The following is a 15,136-nucleotide window of genomic DNA, read 5'->3' on the forward strand; positions in this document are numbered from 1 at the left end:
CGAGCACGCCTCGTAAGCCTACTCCGCAGCTGGCCGCGCGACGCTCTTCGGTGCCGAAGTCGCCTGCGCCGGTGCGGAGTCGTGATGAGAGGCAACCTCCGCATCCTCGCTGTGCACGATCAGCCGCTTGGCGAAGCGCCAGATCAGGGCGCCGAAATCGTCCATCACCATGAACATCGCGGGCACGAACACCAGCGACAGGATGGTCGAGAAAATCAGGCCGCCGATCACCGCGAGCGCCATCGGCGAGCGGAACTCGCCGCCGGCGCCGACGGCGAGCGCGCTCGGCATCATGCCCGCGGCCATCGCGATCGTGGTCATCACGATCGGGCGGGCGCGTTTCATGCCGGCGTCGATCATGGCCTCCTCGCGCGGCTTGCCCGCACGGATGGATTCGATGGCGAATTCCACCAGCATGATCGCGTTCTTGGTGACGATGCCCATCAGCATCAGGATGCCGATCCACACCGGCGTGGTGAGCTGCTTGCCGGTGACGAGCAGGGCCGCGATGGCGCCGCCGATCGAGAGCGGCAGCGAGAACAGGATGGTGATAGGCTGCAGGAAGGTGCCGAACAGCAGCACCAGCACGGCGTAGACCATCATCAGTCCGGCCGTGATGGCGGTCGCGAAGCCGTCCGACAATTCGTTCAGGCTTTCGGCATCGCCCGAGGGCGAGACCTTCACACCCTTCGGCAGCGTCTTCATCACCGGCAGGTCGTAAATCTTCTTGGTGGCATCGCCGAGCGCGGCGGAGCCGACGAGGTCGGCGGCAACGGTCGCCTGCCGTTCACGATCGTAGCGGTTGATGCTGGTCGGACCCTGGTCGAGCTTGACGTCGGCGATGACCGAGAGCGGCACGCCGCCCTTCTCGCCGTGCTCGCCGAGCGGCACGCGCAACTGCTCCAGCGTCTTCAGATTGCCGCGGGCTGCATCCTCGAGTTGCACGCGGATCGGCACCAGGCGATCGCCGACGTCGAACTTGGCGAGCGCGGGCCCGACGTCGCCGATGGTGGCGACACGGATGGTCTGCGACAGGCTTTCGGTGGAGACGCCAAGCCGTGCGGCGAGATCGGCGCGCGGCTCGATGCGCAGCTCGGGGCGCTCCAGCGAGGTCTCGGAGATCACGTTGGAGATGGTGGGAATGCGCTTCATCTGCGTCGCAAGCTCGCTCGCGACGTTGTTGACGATGTTGGGGTCGACACCGGTCACCACCAGCGAGATCGCGCGCAGGCCGTTCTCGTCCAGGAACCAGAAGCGGATGTCGGGAACGTTCTCCAGCTCCTGGCTGATCGAGAATTCGAGCTCGCGCTGGGTGATGTCGCGGCTGTCCTTGGGTGTGTAGTTGATGATCAGGGCTGCGCGCCGGACTTCCTGGGTTCCCGGCGGGACGCGTCCGCCGTCGACGAAGATGCTCTTGACCTCGGGCCGTTTGCGCAGGCGCGCGACGATGTCCTCGGTGACCTTTTCGGTGTAGGCGAGCTGGGTGCCCGGCGGCAGCTCGAGCGCAAGCAGCGAGCGGGCGCTGTCCTGGGCCGGCAGGAAGCCCTGCGGCAGCAGCGTGATGCTCCAGATCGAGGCGGCGAAGATCCCGAGGCCGATCAGCACCGTGATGAAATAGTGCTTCACCGACCAGGCCACGATCCCATGATAGGACCGCAGGATGCGGCCGGGCGGCGGCTCCGCATGCGAACTGTGCTTGAGGAAATAGGCGGCCAGCACCGGCGTGACGAAGCGCGCGGCTAGCAGCGAGAAGAACACCTGCACAGAGACGGTGATGCCGAACTGTTTGAAGAACTGTCCGGCGATGCCCGACATGAAGCTCGCCGGTGCGAAGATCGCGATGATGGTCAGCGAGATCGCGATCACCGCGAGGCCGATCTCGTCGGCGGCCTCGAGCGCGGCCCGGTAGGGCGACTTGCCCATGTTCATGTGCCGGACGATGTTCTCGATCTCGACGATGGCGTCGTCGACGAGAATGCCCGTCGACAGCGTGATGGCGAGGAAGCTGACGAGGTTGAGCGAGAAGCCGAGCAGGTCCATCGCCCAGAACGCCGGGAAGATCGACAGCGGCAGCGAGATCGCGGCGATGATGGTCGCGCGCAGGTCGCGCAGGAACAGCAGCACGATGACGACGGCGAGGATGGCGCCTTCGAACAAGGTCGAGATCGCCGCATGGTAATTGCCTTTGGTGTATTCGACCGAGGTGTCGATCAGCTTCAGGTCGACGTCGGGATAGGCGGTTTTCAGCGCGTCGATGCGCTTCTGCACGGCCTCGGCCACCTTCACGTCGCTGGCACCCTTGGAACGCTTGATGCCGAGCGCGACCACCGGCTCGCCGTTGAAGCGGGCGAAGGTGCGGCGATCGGCGATGGTGTCGGTGACGGTGCCGAGATCGTCGAGCCGGACCTCGCCGCCGCCGAACAGCGGGATCATGGTGCCGGCGAGATCGCCCAGCGTCTTGGCGCCGGCGAGCGTGCGGATCGCCTGGTCGTTCTTGCCGATCTCGGCGCGGCCGCCGGCGACGTCGACATTGGTGCCGCGCAGGCTCTGGCTGACATTGACCGCAGTAAGCCCCATCGCCTGCAGGCGGTCGGGATCGAGCGAGACCAGGATCTCGCGCTCGACGCCGCCGATGCGCTCGACCTGCGCGACGCCGCGCACGCCCTGCAGCGAGCGCTTGACCACGTCGTCGACGAAATAGGAGAGCTGCTCCGGCGTCTTGCCGGGCGAGATCGCGGCATAGGTCACGATCGGCAGGCCGATGACGTCGACGCGCTGGATCAGCGGCTCGGTGACGTTCTGCGGCAGGTTGGAGCGCACGCGCGTCACCGCGTCCTTGACGTCGTTGAGCGCGCGGTCCGTGTTGGTCTCGAGCGCGAACTGGATCGTGGTGACCGAGAGGCCGTCGGTGATCGAGGAGGTGATGTGCCTGACGCCCTCGACGCCGGAGACCGCGTCTTCAACCGTCTTGGTGACCTGGGATTCCAGCTCGGCCGGTGCCGCGCCGAATTGCGAGACCGCGACCGAGATCACGGGGATGTCGGCCGAGGGCAGCCGTGTGATCGCGAGCTTGGTGAAGGAGGTCCAGCCCAGAACCAGCAGGATGATCGAAAAAACGGCGGACGGCAGCGGATGACGTATAGACCATGCCGAGATATTGAGAGCCATCAGCGTACCCGCGTGCGATCGAGTTCATCGGCGAACATGGTCTTGATCTGGTCGCCGTCATGGAGCGAAGAGCCGGCGTCGGCCACGACGATTTCGCCGACCTCGAGCCCCTCCAGGATTTCCGTAGCGCTGTCGGACGACAGTCCGACCCGCACCTTGCGTGTCTCGACAATGTTGCCTTTGACGACCTGCACCGTCAGATGATCGATCGCGGTCTTGGGCACTGCCACGCCGCAGCTCCGCTTGGCGTCGATCGAGGCGCGGGCGAACACGCCGACCTTCAGTGAGGGATTGTTGGTGACGCTGATGCGGACGCGCCCGAGCTGGGTGGCGCGGTCGATTTCGGGCGCAACCAGCCGGACCCGTCCGATCAAATCGGGCGCATCGTCGCGGCTGATGCGCACGGTCGCGCCGGAGCTGAGCTTGGACATGTGCACCGCCGGAACCTGGGCGTCGAGCTCGATCTCATTGTTGACGGCGATGCGGAACATCGGACCTGCCTGCGGCGAGGCCGGCGCGCCGACGACGGTGCGGACCTCGGTGATGAGACCCGGCGCGGGTGCTTTCAGCGAGACCGGGCCTTGTGGGCCGGGCCGCTGCGGCTGGCCCGGAATCTGCGGCGGCGCAGTCAGCCGCGCCAGCTCCTGGTTGTCGGCGACGACGGTGCCCTCGGTAACCAGGAGGTCGGTGACCCTGGACCCCTCCTGGTCGGCAAGGACGACCGCCTCGCGGCGCGGCACGAAGAAGCCGGTCACCCGCACCAGGTCGGAGAAGCAGGCATTGGTCGACTTCGTCACGATGACGAGCGCCGTGCTTGGCGTCTCCTTCACCTCGGGGCGGCGCCGATGCTCGAACAGATAATAGCCGACGCCGAGCGCGAGGACGAACACGACGGTTCCGGCCGGCTTGAGATATTCAGTCAAATTCATCGCGGAATCATCCTGACCTGGCTCACGGCCATCCGCGCGAGGCCCAAACAGAGCGTTTCCCGGAAATAAAGCGGCGTCCCGCAAGGCCGCGGGACGCGCTTCGACAGCGAGACCTTACACCACATCACGACTTGTCACTGCAAAGGATTATGCCGTGCTCACTTCGATGCGGTGGTCTTGTTTTCCATGTTGACGACCTGCACGCGGCGATTGACCTCCGCCAGCGGCTGGCTCGGATTCTTGAGCTTGCTCTTGCCATAGCCGACGGTGACGAGATCGGTCGCGGAGATGTTGTACTTCTCGACGAGGTAGCGCTTGATCGAATCCGCGCGACGCTCTGAGAGGTCCTGGTTGTAAGCTTCGCCGCCGGCGGCGTCGGTGTGGCCTGCGACCACGAAGGTCGAGCCCTTCAGGTCGGGACTGGTCAAGGCACGGCCGAGCGCCTGCACTGATGGAAGCGATTTGGCGCTGATATTGGCTGAGTTGTAGTCGAACGTGATTTCGAGATCGATGTTCGGCTTGTCCTTGGCGACCGCCGCGATGTCCTCGCGCTCGGTCGACGACAATGAGCGCGTCGAGCGGCCGCGCACGGACTGAAGCAGCTTGGTCTCCGCTGCGTTCGGCGCGGGTTCCGTCTGCGGGCCGATCGAGAGGCCGCGGGTCAGGGGCTTCTTCGGCGCCGGCGCGAGCGCGCGGACGATCTCGTCCTCGGTGACATTCTTGCTGTTGCCGTCATCGCCCGCAAATGCAGCTGAGCTTGGCAGTGACAGCGCGGCGCCGACGGTGATGATGGACAGAATCGCGGTAAGCCCTTTTGCAGCCGATCTCATAGCCAGTCCCTCCTGCGCAGCCAGCTCGCGTATTTCAAATTCCAGCAACAGGCCGAAAAGGCCTGTTCCGGCATCCGCCCATTGGTCTTCCCTGGGCTGTTCAAGGTTCGAGGCTTGGACTGCCTCACTCAAAAAAATATCAACGCACTCCGTAGCTTGCGAACTCCTGAACGATGTTCGGATCCATCGCCTTGGCATTGGCAATGTCCAGCGCCCCTTCCTGGGCCGAGCCGTTGCGCTGCTTGGCAAGGCCGCGTCCATAGAGCGAGGAGGTCAGGCGCGGATTGATCTTCAGGGCCGCGTCGAAATCGGCGATGGCATTCTTCACCGCGCCCGACTTGAGGTTGACCAGCCCGCGGCTGTCGAGCGCATCGACGAAGTTCGGCCGCAGCCGCAGCGCCTCGTTGCAATCCTTCAGCGCGCCCTGGAGATCGCCGACCACGGTGCGGGTCCAGCAGCGGTTGTTCAGCGCCTCGACATCCTTCGAATTGATCCGAAGGGTATCGTCAAAATCCTTGATGGCGAGCGTGTAGGCGCCCTTGCTGGCATAGACCTGGCCGCGCCGATACAGCGCATTCACGTCATCGGGATTGGCGGCGATCTTGGCGGTGAGGCTCTTGATCGTGGGATCGTCAGCCAGGACGGCGGCACTGGGCCCGCTGTCCGTGCTCGGTGCGGGAGCGGGATCAATCGGTTTCACCGGCGGCGGCGGCGGGGGCAGGGCGGCCTCGATCTGCGGTTTCGGCGGTGGGGCCGGCGCAGGCGCGGGGGCAGGTGGAGCAGCAGGGGCGGGTGCCGCAGCAGCATCGGCTGGCTTCGGCGCCGGAGGTGGTGTCGGCGGCGCGGGTGGAACGGGCGGCGGGTTGTTGGCGACGACGGCCGGCGCAGCAGGAGGTGCGGGCGGTGGCGTTGCGGGACGCGATCCGCCGGCTCCCGGAGTGAACGAGAAATCCTCGGCCAATGACGAGGAAATCCACGGCACCTGCTCGCCGCGCGAGGCGCGGGTGACGCCCATCTTGGTGCGGTTCAGCGTCTCCTCGGCCATCAGGTCGGGGACGCGGATTTCCTTCAGCAGCTCCTGGACGAACAGGCTGTGGTCGCCGCCGGCATCCGAGACCACCGAGGCCAGCGCCGCTGAATACATCACGAGCGTACCGTTCGGCGCGATGACAGGTGTAAGGCCCGCCGAGAAGCTGCGGAACCGGCGCTCGAAGGGGTTGCGCCTGGAGGCGTCGATCAGCGCGATCTTGACGCCGGCGCCGCGGGTGTGGAGCTCGCCGAGGACGGTCTCGAGGCTGAAACCATCGCGGCGCACGTCGGACTCCGTCCAGATCTGCGCATCGACCGGCAGCATGTAGCTCTGGCGCGCAGACTGGATGCCGAAGCCGCTGAAGAACACCAGCGCCACAGATCCCGGCTTGATCTTGCTGTAGAGCTTGTCGAAGGCGCGGCGCATGCCGTCGCCGGTCAGGTTCTCGCCGATCTCGACCGAAAAGCCGTCCCGCTTGAGCTCATCGGCGACGTCGCGCGCATCGTTGATCGGTTCCTTCAACGGAGCATCCGCGTCCGGATATTTGGCGTTGCCGATGACCAGCGCAAAGCGGTCACCGGCCGCAAGCGATGGAGCAGTCGGGACGAGCGAGATGAGCAAGGAGAGAAGAAGAAAGAAGCGAATTTTCATAATCAGCGCGGTCCAGCCAAAAAGGCGCCGTTCCAGCTTGCGCCGCGGCGACCTTAACTTACGCTTCCTGCATTATCAAACCGGGGACGGGGGGCGTCAACCGCTTGGAGATTCGGCATTATCGTGACGATGGACGGCAACGCAGGGGCGTGCCGCGGGCGGAATAGACCGTTGTCATGACAGTACTCGGTGACCTGGTTCGATCCTATCGGCAGCATGCTGGGGTCATCATGGTGATGGAGCTGTGATTGGTCTCACATTGCAGCCCTGCCTCCGCCGCAACGCCCCACGTTTGACCTTTCCTGCCGGCGATGGCTTGGTGTGCTCGATGGTCCCACAACATCCAACTCAGAAAAGCAGACCATGGGAAACGTCTACGAAATCTACGCCCTGCGCTATGCGACGATGTCGCCGCGCACCCCCCACATGAACTTCCTCGTGCCCGACCCGCATGACAGTGCGGCGCAGGATCTCGACTATTTCGTCTGGTTGATCCGGGGGCACGGTCGCGACATCCTGGTCGACACGGGCTTCAATGCCGAGGAGGCGAGCGCGCGGGCGCGCAAGCTGACGCTCAATCCGGTCGATGCGCTGGAGCGTTTCGGCGTCGCGGCATCCGGCATCCGCGACATCATTGTGACGCATCTGCACTACGACCATGCCGGCAATCTCGACCGCTTCCCGAATGCGCGCTTCCATCTCCAGGAGCGCGAGATGGCTTACGCGACGGGCCGCTGCATGTGCAACGGACTGCTGCGACATCCGTTCTCGGTCGAGCACGTCACGCTGATGGTGCGCCATGTCTATGGCGAGCGCGTCACCTTCCATTCCGGCGACGGCGAGGTCGCGCCCGGCGTCACCGTGCATCGCGTCGGTGGCCATTCCGATGGCTTGCAGGTGGTGAAGGTCGAGACCGCGCGCGGGCCGGTGGTGCTGGCGTCCGATGCCGCGCATTACTACGCCAACCTCCAGCGCCGGAGCCCGTTCCCGATCGTCTACAATGTCGGCGACATGGCCGCAGGCTGGGAGACGATCGAGCGCCTCGCCGGCCACCCTGACAGGTTCATCCCCGGTCACGATCCGATCGTGACGGAGATTTATCCGCCCGCCAGCGACAAGGTCGACGCCTGGGCACTGCATCTGCCGCCGACGCGGTCGTTTGCGAAGTGACGGAATCCGGGGCGTCTACTTGTGCGCGGTTCAGATCAGCCAGGTCTGATATCCGCTGTGCACCTGAAAGCAGTGCGCAAACAAGCCTCGCCGGAGGCGCGTTGTGGGCCACAAAGGGACATCGGCGATAACGTCTGAGCTTTCTAAGGCGGCATCGGCGACACCGAAGCTCATTCAGACGGCCGCAAATAGGCGCATGGGCTCGGCAAGTCCCTTAAGCTCGGCCGATCCCTGATCGACGAACTTGAGGCCGGCACCTGCTACTAAATCCTTTACCGTGCTCGAGGCCAGCACTTCGCTCGCATGCGCATGCTGAGCTACCCGTGCTGCGATGTGCACAGCAATGCCGCCCACATCGTCGCCCATCATTTCAACCTCGCCGGTATGGACGCCGGCCCGTACTTCGAGATCGAGCGGCCGCACCGCGCTGACGATCCTCTGGGCGCAGCGAACGGCGCGCGCCGGGCCGTCGAAAAGGGCCAGAAATCCGTCGCCTGTAGTTTTAACTTCGCGTCCGCGATGCCGCTCCAGTTCCGAACGCACCGCCGCATGGTGCGCTTCCAGAGTTGAACGCCACTGCCTGTCGCCCACCAACGAGGCTTTCTTTGTCGAATCGACGATGTCGGTGAACAGCACGGTCGAGAGGACGCGATCGCCCTCGATGGTGGTACCGGACACACCCATGAATTGTCTGATTTCCTCGACAAGCCGATCCTGATCTCCTGACCATGCGAGGTGATCACTACCCGGAAGTTCGATGTAGCGCGCGTGAGGAATTCTCTCTCCAAGCTCGCGGCCGGCGAATGCACGAATGCGCACGTCGTCGCGCCGATGCATGACCAGCGTAGGGACATGGATCGACGGCAGGATGGCCGTTACGTCGATCTCGCGGTTCATGCGCATCAGGTTGATCACATCAGACGGGCTGGCCGCCGAGCGCTCGAACTTGGCGAAGCGCTCCATGGCCCCGGGAATTGCGGCGGCCGACGGAGAGAAACTGGGCAGACTTTTGCCGGTTCCCCAGTTGGACCGGATATCGCGCTCCAGGGTCGCAAAGTCGTCAAACGGAACGGAAGCACCCACCGTGCGCGCATACGTGCCGAACAGGATGAGCCCCGCGACACGTTCAGGATAGGTCGCCGCGAACAGGATCGACATCGGCCCACCCTCCGAAACACCGAACAAATAGGCCCTCTTAGAACCCGCAGCGTCGAGCACGGCGCGGATATCGTCGATCCTTTCATCGAGATGCGGGACACCGACACCACGATCACTGAGACCCGTGCCGCGTTTGTCGAATCGGATCAATCGCGAGAACGAGCCGAGGTCGTTAAGGAAGCGCGCGACGTTGGGATTCTCCCACGCCTGCTCGAGATGCGATACAAAGCCCGGTGTCATGAGCAAGTCCGGACCGCCCTGTCCGGATATTTGATAAGCGACGAAGACGTCGCCGCTGGTCACATAGCGCGTCTCGACAACCATGGCTTCCCTCAAGCCTAGCCCGCTCGGTAGCTTACGGTTAACGGCCAAGCAGTGCAACTGAGTGGCGAAAACTCATGGGTTAGCGTTGCAATGGCCCCAGCTGCTCATGTGCGCTTCGGGTCAAAAGCGCCGATTTGAGTCTCAGCCGGCCACTTCCGGTCTGACCTCTTCTGCGGATACGGTCAGCCTCTGAGACGGGCGGCTGACGTGGTGTCAACGAACGCCGGCGGGATTCCCACAAGCAGCGATATCGCGGGGAGATTTTCGAGCCGCGATCTCTGGCGGAGAGAATACCGCCAAATATCCTCCGTCACCTGCGAGCTGATATGTGGCGATCTCGCGATAGCCGACGGCGGTCAATTCGCAGCGCAAGAGCGCAATTGGCGTGCCATGCTTCGACGTCGGAAGCTCGAGATCGACAATTCCGACCCGCGCACCCTGCTTCAAGGCGGGCGCGAGATTGTAGAGGAAGGCATAGGGCTGGGCGATCTCGTGATACATATGCACGAGGATTGCGGCATCCAGTGAGGAAGCGGGCAGGCGCGGGTCGTGTGGTTCGCCGAGCGCGAATTGCACGTTCGTCAACTTCAGAAGCTCTGTTCGCTTTGCGAGTTCGATCAGGTAATCCCGCGTGACGTCCTGGGCAATGACAGAGCCGGCGGGTCCGACGAGGCGCGAGAGCCTGACCGTGTGGTAGCCATCGCCTGCTCCAATGTCGCCGACTGTCATGCCTGGTTTCAGCTCAAGAATACGTGCGATTTGACCGGCCTCATCGAGGGCGTCGCGGCGCTCTTCGGCGGCGCGGCGTGGGCTGACGATCCGTGCAACGGGGCGCTGCGGTGAGGGAAACTCGTTTGCAGCGACTCCGGGGGGAGCCAGATAACCTATATCAACGGCGTATGCGCAAGTTGCAGCAAATGCCACAAGTAGCGCCACTATATAAGCTGGTGCCGTCACGAGCCTACCAAGCTTTCTCAACCGGTCTAGGCGTCTCCGCCTCTATGCATGCCCGTCCTAATACGCCTGCTTCGCGTCAGCCTCTTCGCTGGTCTGGATCAGATCGAGGCTCTGCTCGATCTTGCCGAGCAGGGCCGACAATTGCTTGCGCTCCTGCGCGGACAGGCAGGCGAGGATCTCGTCCTCACGCCGCAGCAATTGCGGGAACAGCTCTTCGTAAAGCGTGCGGCCCTTCCTGGTCAGTTGCAGGCGGAATTCGCGGCGGTCGGCTTCGTTCTCGACCCGCTCGATCAGCTCTGCATGCAGCAGCGTGGTCACCGCGCGGCTGATGGTGGATTTGTGCGTGCGGGTGCACTGCGCGATGTACTGCGCGCTGCAGGCATCAACGCGAAAGCCGAGCGTGGCGAGCACGCGCCAGGCCGGAATGTCGAGGCCGTGACGTTCCTGATATTCGACCGCGAGCGCGGAACTCACCTCCGCTGCCAGCCGGTTGAGGCGGAACGGCACGAACTTGAACAGGTCGAGACGCGGCTTCGGCCGCGATGAAGCCTCGTCGGCCTGGGGTGTCTTCAGCGCGATGTCGCTGGATGTCCTCGCCACGGAGAGCGCTCCGAATTCCAGTTGACGGCCGGCCGGCTCCGGTCCAAAATAGTTGCACGTGAGACTATCTAGCAGATCAGTCCTCTTCTGACCAGAGCCGAGGTTAGTGTATGGCGCCGGCCAATACGCATCAGGCCAAGACCCAGTTCGGCTATCGCCGCCATCCCGATCAGGACCGCCCGGGGCCACGCCCCGCGGCGCATGCGGTCGTGATTGTCGGTGCCGGGCCGGTCGGCCTGTCGCTGGCGATCGATCTCGCCCAGCGCGGCCAGCGCGTCGTGCTGCTGGACGATGCCGACCGCATCGGCGAAGGCTCGCGCGCGATCTGCTTCTCGAAGCGCTCGCTGGAATATTGGGACCGACTCGGCGTCGGCGACCGCATGGTCGACAAGGGCGTGGTGTGGAGCGTCGGCCGGATCTTTCACGGCGAGCAGCAGCTCTACCAGTTCAATCTGCTGCCGGAAGACGGTCACAAGCGTCCGGCCTTCATCAATCTCCAGCAATATTACGCCGAGGCCTATCTGGTCGATCGCATCAACGAACTGCCCGAGATCGACCTGCGCTGGCGCAACAAGGTGACGGCGCTGGAGCAGCGCAACGACTCCGCGCTGCTGACGATCGAAACGCCTGAAGGCGCCTATCGCCTGAATGCGCAATATGTCATCGCCTGCGACGGTGCGCGGTCGTCGCTGCGCCAGATGGTCGGTGCGGAATCTGCGGGCCAGGTGTTCGAGGATCAGTTCCTGATCGCCGACGTCAAGATGACGGCGGAATTTCCCACCGAGCGTTGGTTCTGGTTCGATCCGCCGTTCCATGCCGGGCGTTCGGCGCTCTTGCACCGGCAGCCCAACGATGTCTGGCGCATCGATCTCCAGCTCAACCGTTACGCCGATTCTGTCGTCGAGAAGAAGCCGGAAAACGTGCGGCCGCGGATTGCGCGCATGCTCGGCCACGACAAGTTCGAGTTCGAGTGGATCTCGCTGTACAAATTCCAGTGCCGGCGGATGGACCGCTTCATCCATGGCCGCGTGATCTTCGCCGGCGATTCCGCGCATCAGGTCTCGCCCTTCGGTGCGCGCGGCGCCAACTCCGGACTTGAAGACGCGGAGAACCTGTCCTGGAAGCTCGATCGCGTGCTGCGGGGCAAATCGCCCGCGAGCCTGCTCGAGAGTTATCATACCGAGCGCAGCGCAGCCGCCGACGAGAACATCCGCGAATCCACCCGCTCGACCGATTTCATGGCACCGAACTCGCATCAGGAAGCGCGGCTGCGCAAGGCGGTGCTGTCGCTGGCCAAGGAGACCGAGTTCGGCAAGCGCATGGTCAATGGCGGACGACTCTCGGTGCCGTGCAGCTATGACTCGCCGCTGTCTTCGCTCGATGCGGATGCGTGGCGCGGTGGACCCTCGCCCGGCTGTTCGATGCTCGATGCACCCGTCGCAACGCGCGCCGGCGAGCAGATCTATCTGACGGATGCCTTCCGCAACGGTGGAACGGACTTCACCTTGCTGTCGTTCAGCAATGGCGCGCCGATCGATGCGCCCGATGGCATCAAGGGCATCCGCATTGGTGGCGAGGGCGGACTTGCCGATCCCTCGGGTCTGGCCGCAAAGCGCTACGCCGCCGAGCCGGGCTCCGCCTATCTGCTGAGGCCCGACGGCTATGTCGCGGCGCGCTTCCGCCATCCGACGCGTTCGGCGATCGCGGCGGCGTTGGCGCGGGCCGAAGGTTTGTATTGAGGTTTCGCATGCCGCTTTCAACCAGCTCGAACTTCGCACGCCCGGACGATGCCTTCCGCGCCATCGTCGAGGCGCATCGCGGCCTCACCGAGGAGCAGAGCGCGGATTTCGACGCGGCGCTGGTGCTGATCCTCGCCAATCATATCGGCGACATCGACGTGCTGCGCGAGGCGATCGGGCTCGCCAAGCGCCGCATGATCGATGACCAGCAGCAGCAACAGCAACAACAATAGACCTGTAAGGACGAACTGATGGCGAAGAACTTCGCATCCACTGGCGACCTCTCCGAGAAGACAATCACCTTCGCCGAGATCGGCCCCGATCTCTATGCCTTCACCGCCGAGGGCGATCCGAATACGGCCGTGATCGTCGGCGACGACGGCTGCCTCGTGTTCGATGCGCAGGCGACGCCGGCGATGGCGAACAAAGTGATCGAGCGCGTGCGCGCCGTCACCGACAAGCCGATCAAATATGTCGTGCTGTCGCATTATCACGCCGTGCGCGTGCTCGGAGCCTCCGCCTACAAGGCCCAAGGCATCGTCGCCTCGCAGGAAACCTATCGGCTGATCGAGGAGCGCGGCAAGCAGGATTGGGATTCCGAATACGGCCGCTTCCCGCGCCTGTTCCAGGACGCGCAGAGCATTCCCGGCCTGACCTGGCCGACGCTGACCTTCGAAGGCGAGATGTCGATCTATCTCGGCAAGCGCGAGGTGCGGCTGATGCAGCTGGGTGCCGGCCACACCTCCGGCGACATCGTCGCCTGGGTGCCGGATGCGGAGGTGATGTTCTCCGGGGATCTCATCGAATATCACTCGGCCTGCTATTGCGGCGATGCGCATTTGCGCGAATGGCCGATGACGCTGAATGAGATCCGCAACTTCAATCCCAAGGCGATCGCGCCCGGCCGAGGCGATGCGCTGAAGGGCACCGCTACGGTACGCGAGGCCATCGCGATGACGCGGGATTTCGTCACCTCGCTCTATGGCGCGGCCGAAATCTCGGTTGTCAAGGGCCGCACGCTGAAGGAGTCGATGGCGGCGACCCGCGAGGTGATGGATCCGAAATTTTCGAGTTTCGCCATCTACGAGCACTGCCTGCCGTTCAACGTGTCGCGCGCCTACGACGAAGCATCCGGGATCGATGATCCCGTGATCTGGACCGACAAGCGCGACCAGGAAATGTGGGCCGCCTTGCAAGGAGGAGGATAGTCATGAACATCAATACCTCGCCTGACCAGATCGTTCGCAGCTCGGCCCAGGTCACGCCGGGCTACATGTCCGGCTTCGGCAATAGTTTTGAGACCGAGGCGCTGCCTGGCGCGCTGCCGATCGGACGCAACTCGCCGCAGCGTTGCGCCTACGGGCTCTATGCCGAGCAGCTTTCCGGCTCGCCCTTCACCGCGCCGCGTGGCACCAATGAACGCTCCTGGCTGTATCGTATCCGTCCGTCGGTGAAGCATTCCGGCCGCTTCGAGAAGATCGATGCTGGGCTGTGGCGCTCGGCGCCATGCCACGAATACGATCTCCCGATCGCGCAGCTGCGCTGGGATCCGACGCCGATCCCGAAGGAGGAGCTCACCTTCGTCCAGGGCGTGCAGACCATGACGACGGCGGGCGATGTGAACACGCAAGCAGGCATGGCCGCGCATGTCTATCTCATCACCAAATCGATGGTGGATCAGCATTTCTACAACGCCGACGGCGAATTGCTGTTCGTGCTGCAGCAGGGCAATCTTCGTCTCGTCACCGAGTTCGGCCGCATCGATGCCGAGCCCGGCGAGGTCGTAGTGATTCCGCGCGGCGTCAAGTTCCGTGTCGAGATTCCGAACGGGCCGGCGCGCGGCTATCTCTGCGAGAACTATGGCGGCGCCTTCACGCTGCCGGAGCGTGGCCCGATCGGCGCCAATTGTCTTGCCAATGCGCGCGACTTCCTGACGCCGGTCGCGAACTACGAGGACAAGGACAAGCCGACCGAGTTGTTCGTGAAATGGGGCGGCTCGCTGTTCAAGACGACGCTGCCGCATTCGCCGATCGACGTCGTCGCCTGGCACGGCAATTACGCGCCCTACAAATACGACCTGCGCGCGTTCTCCCCGGTCGGCGCGATCAGCTTCGATCATCCCGATCCCTCGATCTTCACGGTGCTGACCTCGCCCTCGGAGACCGCGGGCACGGCGAATATCGACTTCGTCATCTTCCCCGAGCGCTGGATGGTCGCGGAAAACACCTTCCGTCCGCCCTGGTACCACATGAACATCATGAGCGAGTTCATGGGCCTGATCTACGGCGTCTACGACGCCAAACCGCAGGGCTTCGTTCCCGGCGGCATCTCCTTGCACAATTGCATGCTGCCGCACGGACCTGATCGCGACGCCTTCGAGCACGCCAGCAATGGCGAGCTGAAGCCGGTGAAGCTCACGGGCACCATGGCCTTCATGTTCGAGACCCGCTATCCGCAGCGCGTCACCGCACACGCGGCGAGCTCCTCCACGCTCCAGGATGATTATGCCGATTGCTGGAAGGGCCTGGAGAAGCGCTTCGATCCGAGCAAGCCGTAGTCTTTCTTACCCTCCAGGGGAGG

At 64.0% G+C, this 15,136-nt stretch carries 12 protein-coding genes; 5 read left to right on the forward strand and 7 right to left on the reverse strand.

Translation table 11 applies throughout. From position 1 onward, the window contains the following. Positions 1–18: 18 nt before the first annotated feature. The 4 genes from BRAD3257_RS02235 to BRAD3257_RS02250 all read right to left on the reverse strand — a co-directional run bounded on the left by BRAD3257_RS02235 (position 19) and on the right by BRAD3257_RS02250 (position 6,608). Positions 19–3,168: an efflux RND transporter permease subunit gene (locus BRAD3257_RS02235; protein ID WP_122400470.1), complete on the reverse strand. Its 3,150-nt coding sequence runs from the start codon at positions 3,166–3,168 to the stop codon at positions 19–21. Further along, on the reverse strand, positions 3,168–4,097 hold the full coding sequence (locus tag BRAD3257_RS02240) for an efflux RND transporter periplasmic adaptor subunit (protein WP_122400471.1): 930 nt from the start codon (positions 4,095–4,097) through the stop codon (positions 3,168–3,170). The genes BRAD3257_RS02235 and BRAD3257_RS02240 overlap by 1 nt, the downstream gene beginning before the upstream one ends. Positions 4,098–4,255: 158 nt before the next feature. After that, positions 4,256–4,927 (reverse strand): OmpA family protein, encoded by a 672-nt coding sequence (locus BRAD3257_RS02245; RefSeq protein ID WP_162500071.1) that lies wholly within the window; start codon positions 4,925–4,927, stop codon positions 4,256–4,258. Positions 4,928–5,066: 139 nt separating this feature from the next. Next, positions 5,067–6,608 carry a caspase family protein gene (locus tag BRAD3257_RS02250; protein ID WP_122400472.1) on the reverse strand — a complete coding sequence of 514 codons (1,542 nt, stop codon included), beginning with the start codon at positions 6,606–6,608 and terminating at the stop codon, positions 5,067–5,069. Positions 6,609–6,971: 363 nt separating this feature from the next. Here BRAD3257_RS02250 and BRAD3257_RS02255 point away from each other — a divergent pair, with 363 nt between their 5' ends. Next, positions 6,972–7,778 carry an N-acyl homoserine lactonase family protein gene (locus BRAD3257_RS02255; protein WP_122400473.1) on the forward strand — a complete coding sequence of 269 codons (807 nt, stop codon included), beginning with the start codon at positions 6,972–6,974 and terminating at the stop codon, positions 7,776–7,778. A 174-nt stretch (positions 7,779–7,952) separates the two neighbouring features. On the opposite strand, the gene BRAD3257_RS02260 is transcribed toward BRAD3257_RS02255, so the two are convergent. From BRAD3257_RS02260 to BRAD3257_RS02270, 3 genes are all read right to left on the reverse strand, one after another. Next, entirely contained in the window at positions 7,953–9,260 is a 1,308-nt protein-coding gene (locus BRAD3257_RS02260; RefSeq protein ID WP_122400474.1) for an adenylate/guanylate cyclase domain-containing protein, read from the reverse strand. 213 nt (positions 9,261–9,473) lie between these two features. Next, positions 9,474–10,184 (reverse strand): class I SAM-dependent methyltransferase, encoded by a 711-nt coding sequence (locus BRAD3257_RS02265; RefSeq protein ID WP_244607847.1) that lies wholly within the window; start codon positions 10,182–10,184, stop codon positions 9,474–9,476. A 90-nt stretch (positions 10,185–10,274) separates the two neighbouring features. Then, complete coding sequence (locus BRAD3257_RS02270; protein ID WP_122400475.1) at positions 10,275–10,817, reverse strand: MarR family winged helix-turn-helix transcriptional regulator; 543 nt, start codon at positions 10,815–10,817, stop codon at positions 10,275–10,277. A 110-nt stretch (positions 10,818–10,927) separates the two neighbouring features. Here BRAD3257_RS02270 and BRAD3257_RS02275 point away from each other — a divergent pair, with 110 nt between their 5' ends. From BRAD3257_RS02275 to hmgA, 4 genes are read left to right on the forward strand one after another with little or no spacing between them, the layout of a single operon-like run. Next, a complete protein-coding gene (locus tag BRAD3257_RS02275) occupies positions 10,928–12,556 on the forward strand; it encodes an FAD-dependent oxidoreductase (RefSeq protein WP_122400476.1) in 1,629 nt (542 codons plus the stop codon). An 8-nt stretch (positions 12,557–12,564) separates the two neighbouring features. Next, positions 12,565–12,789: a DUF2783 domain-containing protein gene (locus tag BRAD3257_RS02280; protein WP_122400477.1), complete on the forward strand. Its 225-nt coding sequence runs from the start codon at positions 12,565–12,567 to the stop codon at positions 12,787–12,789. Positions 12,790–12,807: 18 nt separating this feature from the next. Continuing rightward, the gene (locus BRAD3257_RS02285) at positions 12,808–13,764 is read left to right on the forward strand and encodes an MBL fold metallo-hydrolase (RefSeq protein WP_122400478.1); all 957 of its coding nucleotides are present in this window, start codon (positions 12,808–12,810) and stop codon (positions 13,762–13,764) included. Between the two features lie 2 nt (positions 13,765–13,766). Continuing rightward, positions 13,767–15,113 (forward strand): homogentisate 1,2-dioxygenase, encoded by a 1,347-nt coding sequence (hmgA, locus tag BRAD3257_RS02290; RefSeq protein ID WP_162500072.1) that lies wholly within the window; start codon positions 13,767–13,769, stop codon positions 15,111–15,113. The last annotated feature ends 23 nt before the right edge of the window (positions 15,114–15,136 follow it).

This window comes from Bradyrhizobium vignae, from assembly GCF_900324035.1.
Classification (GTDB): domain Bacteria; phylum Pseudomonadota; class Alphaproteobacteria; order Rhizobiales; family Xanthobacteraceae; genus Bradyrhizobium; species Bradyrhizobium vignae.

Coding starts and splice junctions, on each gene's coding strand:
- BRAD3257_RS02275 (WP_122400476.1), top strand. CDS start 10,928: ATGGCGCCGGCCAATACGCATCAGGCCAAGACCCAGTTCGGCTATCGC.
- BRAD3257_RS02280 (WP_122400477.1), top strand. CDS start 12,565: ATGCCGCTTTCAACCAGCTCGAACTTCGCACGCCCGGACGATGCCTTC.
- BRAD3257_RS02260 (WP_122400474.1), bottom strand. CDS start 9,260: ATGGTTGTCGAGACGCGCTATGTGACCAGCGGCGACGTCTTCGTCGCT.
- BRAD3257_RS02255 (WP_122400473.1), top strand. CDS start 6,972: ATGGGAAACGTCTACGAAATCTACGCCCTGCGCTATGCGACGATGTCG.
- BRAD3257_RS02235 (WP_122400470.1), bottom strand. CDS start 3,168: ATGGCTCTCAATATCTCGGCATGGTCTATACGTCATCCGCTGCCGTCC.
- BRAD3257_RS02250 (WP_122400472.1), bottom strand. CDS start 6,608: ATGAAAATTCGCTTCTTTCTTCTTCTCTCCTTGCTCATCTCGCTCGTC.
- BRAD3257_RS02285 (WP_122400478.1), top strand. CDS start 12,808: ATGGCGAAGAACTTCGCATCCACTGGCGACCTCTCCGAGAAGACAATC.
- BRAD3257_RS02245 (WP_162500071.1), bottom strand. CDS start 4,927: ATGAGATCGGCTGCAAAAGGGCTTACCGCGATTCTGTCCATCATCACC.
- hmgA (WP_162500072.1), top strand. CDS start 13,767: ATGAACATCAATACCTCGCCTGACCAGATCGTTCGCAGCTCGGCCCAG.
- BRAD3257_RS02240 (WP_122400471.1), bottom strand. CDS start 4,097: ATGAATTTGACTGAATATCTCAAGCCGGCCGGAACCGTCGTGTTCGTC.